The 4,633-nt window shown below is 32.8% G+C and carries 6 protein-coding genes; all 6 read right to left on the minus strand.

Going from position 1 to position 4,633, the window contains the following annotated elements; all coding sequences use genetic code 11:
• Positions 1-405: 405 nt before the first annotated feature.
• The 6 genes from KI369_RS23855 to KI369_RS23880 all read right to left on the minus strand — a co-directional run bounded on the left by KI369_RS23855 (position 406) and on the right by KI369_RS23880 (position 4,465).
• Positions 406-747 (minus strand): zinc ribbon domain-containing protein YjdM, encoded by a 342-nt coding sequence (locus KI369_RS23855; RefSeq protein ID WP_000067663.1) that lies wholly within the window; start codon positions 745-747, stop codon positions 406-408.
• A 135-nt stretch (positions 748-882) separates the two neighbouring features.
• Positions 883-1,122, minus strand: a complete 240-nt coding sequence (gene dltC / locus KI369_RS23860) for a D-alanine--poly(phosphoribitol) ligase subunit DltC (protein WP_000077294.1) — start codon at positions 1,120-1,122, stop codon at positions 883-885.
• Between the two features lie 41 nt (positions 1,123-1,163).
• Positions 1,164-1,688, minus strand: a complete 525-nt coding sequence (locus tag KI369_RS23865) for a hypothetical protein (RefSeq protein ID WP_000426344.1) — start codon at positions 1,686-1,688, stop codon at positions 1,164-1,166.
• 86 nt (positions 1,689-1,774) lie between these two features.
• Entirely contained in the window at positions 1,775-3,538 is a 1,764-nt protein-coding gene (locus KI369_RS23870; protein WP_001214613.1) for a SulP family inorganic anion transporter, read from the minus strand.
• Positions 3,539-3,669: 131 nt separating this feature from the next.
• Positions 3,670-4,110 carry a hypothetical protein gene (locus KI369_RS23875; protein ID WP_000021465.1) on the minus strand — a complete coding sequence of 147 codons (441 nt, stop codon included), beginning with the start codon at positions 4,108-4,110 and terminating at the stop codon, positions 3,670-3,672.
• Position 4,111: 1 nt separating this feature from the next.
• Complete coding sequence (locus KI369_RS23880; RefSeq protein ID WP_000536398.1) at positions 4,112-4,465, minus strand: ArsR/SmtB family transcription factor; 354 nt, start codon at positions 4,463-4,465, stop codon at positions 4,112-4,114.
• Positions 4,466-4,633: the final 168 nt, after the last annotated feature.

Genomic DNA, 4,633 nt, shown 5'->3' on the forward strand with positions numbered 1-4,633 from the left:
AAGTTGATGGGCATGGGGTTCAGCCGGGATACGTGTAAAAATGGGTCATAGACTGGATTTCATTTCCATGACATAACCTTTTTCTACTTTTATAGATACATGACGGGGTCCCGCCAACCAAATGACATAAAAACCACTCTAAGACTCTAATTTCCAATTTAAAAACTGTTTTTCTATATATTAAGTAATTTCGGTTATTATACTTCCAACATACTCATGCATCGTTTTCCCCAAAAACACAGGTATGGTTGAAATAAGTTCAAAAAAACAGAAAGACCTCGTTCAAGAATATTTATCATGAATGAGGTCTTTTTATTATAAAAGTTGTTTCATTTCTACCTTAAAAATGTTGTATATTCATTGACTTTAAACAATTAAACTAGTTCTGTTGCATGAAAATCGCATTTATATCTTTTTAACAAATTCAGATTTTAATTTCATCGCTCCAAAACCATCAATTTTGCAATCAATATCATGGTCTCCATCCACTAAACGAATACTTTTTACTTTTGTACCGATTTTTACAACAGATGAAGTTCCTTTTACTTTAAGATCTTTAATGACTGTTACAGAATCACCATCGTTTAGTACATTTCCATTTGCATCTTTAATTACCTTTGTATCTTCACTATTTTCAGTTTCTGATTCTAAAGTCCACTCATGGGCACATTCTGGGCAAACAAAAAGATTTCCATCTTCGTAAGTGTACTCTGAATTACATTTTGGGCAATTAGGTAAATTAGACATATTTTTATTTCCTCCACTTGTAGTCATTCATTATATATAGCTTTTTAAAACTTCCCTTTTATAATTTCATAAGACTAACAATTCTAAAGTTGAAATTTAAGAAGTTGCCCTTATCTATGTTTCAAGAACCTATTTTTATCGCAGATCCTTCAGTTTCTTAATGATCATGTTCGGTGTTGCCCATTCATCACGGTCAAAGTCAGAAATAGACACTTCAATGTTTAAACGTTCTTGAAATTCTACTAATAAAGATACTGTAGCAAAAGAATCTAGAATTCCTTCTTCGAATAATTGCACATCTGGGTTCTCTTTTACGATATCATTTTCACATACGTCTTCTAACACATTTAATACTTGCTCTTTAAATTGAGACATTATTTATTCTCCTCTATATCCATGATTTATAATGAATTTCTTCATAGTATTCTATTTTTTAACACATCATTTAAAAGAATTTGCCCCATCATCATTACAAAGTTATCCCTGGTCTTTGTATAATAGTTATTAAGGCTTAACAGATAGTTGTTCCCTGGAACATATGTGATTACAAATCCATTGTTTGTTTCTTTAGGAAAAGGAATATATATGTTTTTAACATCCGGGTTTATGGCAGAAAAATCTTTTGGAAATAAACAATTTAGATTACTTAAGAACTCTTTTCCATTAGAGATAGGTTGGATTTTTTTAGCTATGTTCACACCATCTTTATTTTTACTCGAAGCTACTCCCCATATAATTACACCACCAGAAACATGAGAAAAAAACGAGACATTTTTTTCATAATTATTTTTATCCTCTTTTGAAAAGATACTGTTTGTATAATCCGTTTTTCGTTTAAATGTAAGGAAGATATTCTCTTCTTGCTGTTTCATGATCATATGTTGGATGTATGAAAAACCTTCTTGTTCACACCTTGCAAAAATCTTTTCCGCATTCTCCAAAGCAAACTTTCTCCTTCTCTATTTTTTAATAAAAGGATTAAAAGAGTAGATCTAATCAAACAAACTTTGTATGTGAAGTAAATTTTTTAAAAATCTAATGCATTTGCCTTATTCTTTATTGTATTCACTTCCTGAGATTGTTGAGAAAGCTCGGTACATTCATGAAAAGCGAAATGCTTACACCCTATACATTTCTTTGTATTCAAATGTCCTAAAGCACAGTTAATGGCTTCCCCGGTATGATCAAAAAAGTTTTCTTCCCCAATCTCAGCATACAATCCATTCTTATCTAGAGTTGCTTTTAGCTCTGATTGAATTCCTGAAATGAGAAGTACGCCACCTTGTTTTTTAAAATGCTGAACAATATTCCTAAAGTAAGACTCTCCTGTTGTATCAATAAAAGGAACTTTTCCCATACGTAAAATTAAAACTTTGGGTTTATAATGAATGGTTGCTAAAATATTTTGTTCAAATGTTTGAGCAGCCCCAAAGAATAATGGCCCTTCTATTGTGTAAATACCAATTTGCGGGCAATCATGAGCTTTATTTACCACATGGGGTAACAATTTTTCATTCTTTTTTGTATGATCAGGAAGCACTTTAGATATGACAAGCATATTACTCATACGTTTTGTAAACAAAATAACCGCTAAAATAAGACCGATTTCTACAGCTGTTGTCAAACTTGTAAATACAGTAAGCAAAAATGTTACAAGCAAGACAAGGGAATCCCCCGTCTTCATTTTAAGTATGTGAACAAAATGTTTTTGTTCACTCATATTCCAAGCTACCACCATTAAAATGGGAGCCATACTGGCAAGTGGAATATGTGAAGCATATGGAGCCAATAGTAGAAGTGTGAATAACACAAATACCCCGTGAAAAACACCTGACATCGCAGATGTAGCTCCGCTCTTAATATTAGTTGCTGTTCGAGCGATCGCTCCAGTTGCTGGAATTCCTCCAAATAACGGTGTAACAATATTGGCAATTCCTTGACCAATCAGTTCTTTGTTACTGTTGTGTTTACTATTTGTCATACCATCTGCCACGACAGCGGATAAAAGAGATTCAATACCACCCAACATAGCAATAACAAATGCAGGACCGATTAACTGTTTTATACGCTCTAATGTGATTTCGGGTATACCAAATTGAGGAAGTGTGTTTGGAATCGTACCATATGCTGTACCAATAGTAGGTACATGACCTGAGAAAAATATAGTTGCAATTAAAGTTGATATAACAACACCTACTAATGAACCTGGCACTTTTGGCAAAATCTTTGGTGTTATGAGTATAACAAAAAGGCAAATCAAAGCAGTTATAACACTGTAAAAATTGATCGTACCGATATGAGTGAAGATTTCCTTCAGGTTTGCTATAAATTCCTCATGCTTTTTTATACCTGTTAGACCTAAAAAACTAGCAATTTGTCCCGTAAAGATAATGACAGCAATACCTGATGTAAAGCCAATTGTTACAGGTCGTGGAATAAACTTAATTAAAGAGCCTAGTTTAAAAATTCCCATAAGACATAAGATAATTCCAGCTAATAAACCAGCAAGTAGTAAATTTTCATACCCATAGGTAATAACAATTCCTAAAAGAATCGGAACAAAAGCACCTGTAGGTCCTCCAATTTGATACTTTGAACCACCAAATAGCGAAATGAGTATCCCGGCAATACATGTTGTATAAATCCCATACTCTGGCTTAACACCAGAGGCTATAGCAAAAGACATAGCAAGTGGAATCGCAACAACTCCAACAATTATTCCTGAAAGAAGATCCTTTTGAAAATGTCCCAATGAATATCCTGCAAACCTTCCCGTAAATAACCCTCTCATTACAAACCCTTCTTTTCTATTTTTAATAAATCTTACTTCCTCCGAAAGAATATTATCTTTTATTGAATTTGAATTGCAAATTCATTTCTTATACTCTTACACTTTTTCCTTATTTAAAAGAGAGCATCATCCTAATATTGGTTATATGTTTTGCTTAAATGACGCTCTAGTTTGCTGATATCTCCACCTTGTTGTACGTAGAATTTCAATCTTTCCGCTAGAAGCTCTCCGGCTCGACTATCTAGCTTCTTCGTATCTATAAACGAGGTAATTCTTACCTTATCTGGAGTAATATCTCTACGAAACATTTGTCCTGGAATTTCAATCCAGAAACGATTCCATTCATCCAATAACCCTATTTGGTCAAATAAAAAGCTCTGAATCCCGCATAACCAAGCTGTACAAGCAGTATTTCTTTTTTGACATCCAACTCCATCCTGTAAATGTTGACATGAAAAACAACAAGAATTTCCACTTTTAATACAAACATTACAAACGTGATGAGCTCCTATTGAGCGAAATATGTCCATTCCATGTTGAATGATATCTTCTTTCTTAACTTCAATGCTCAACCTAACCCTCCTTACCTATCGTTTCAAGTTCTGTTTCATCTAGTTCTTCTAACATTGAAATCGTATCGATTAAATGGTTGTTAAAAATTTTTCGTGCAACTACCAGTAAATCCACAATCATAGGGTCTCGTAGAGAATATAAAACTCGTTTTCCATCTTTAGTACCAACAACAATGTTTTTTGAACGTAGTACACTTAATTGTTGAGAAACAGCTGAACCTTCCTTGTTAAGGATGGTTTGAATTTCATTTACACTTCTTTCACCCTCTGACAATAGTTCTAGAATACCTATTCGCAAAGGATGTGATAAGGCTTTAAAAAAATCAGCTTTAAATTGTTGCATTTCGGTTCCCATTAAAACACCTCTAGTATTTATTTTTAATTATAACCCCAAAAGTATCATATACATCTTCAAATGTTTGAATATGTATATGATACTTCTAGAACTTAAAATTTTCAATATAAACATTTAAACCAACATGATGAAATTTTTAACATGATTTATATAAAATAAAAAAACAAA

Source organism: Bacillus sanguinis (assembly GCF_018332475.1).
GTDB classification, from domain to species: domain Bacteria; phylum Bacillota; class Bacilli; order Bacillales; family Bacillaceae_G; genus Bacillus_A; species Bacillus_A sanguinis.

Bases quoted from the DNA above. Each gene is read 5' to 3' on its own strand.
- KI369_RS23855 (WP_000067663.1), bottom strand. From the start codon at position 747: ATGTCTAATTTACCTAATTGCCCAAAATGTAATTCAGAGTACACTTAC.
- dltC (WP_000077294.1), bottom strand. From the start codon at position 1,122: ATGTCTCAATTTAAAGAGCAAGTATTAAATGTGTTAGAAGACGTATGT.
- KI369_RS23870 (WP_001214613.1), bottom strand. From the start codon at position 3,538: ATGAGAGGGTTATTTACGGGAAGGTTTGCAGGATATTCATTGGGACAT.
- KI369_RS23880 (WP_000536398.1), bottom strand. From the start codon at position 4,465: ATGGGAACCGAAATGCAACAATTTAAAGCTGATTTTTTTAAAGCCTTA.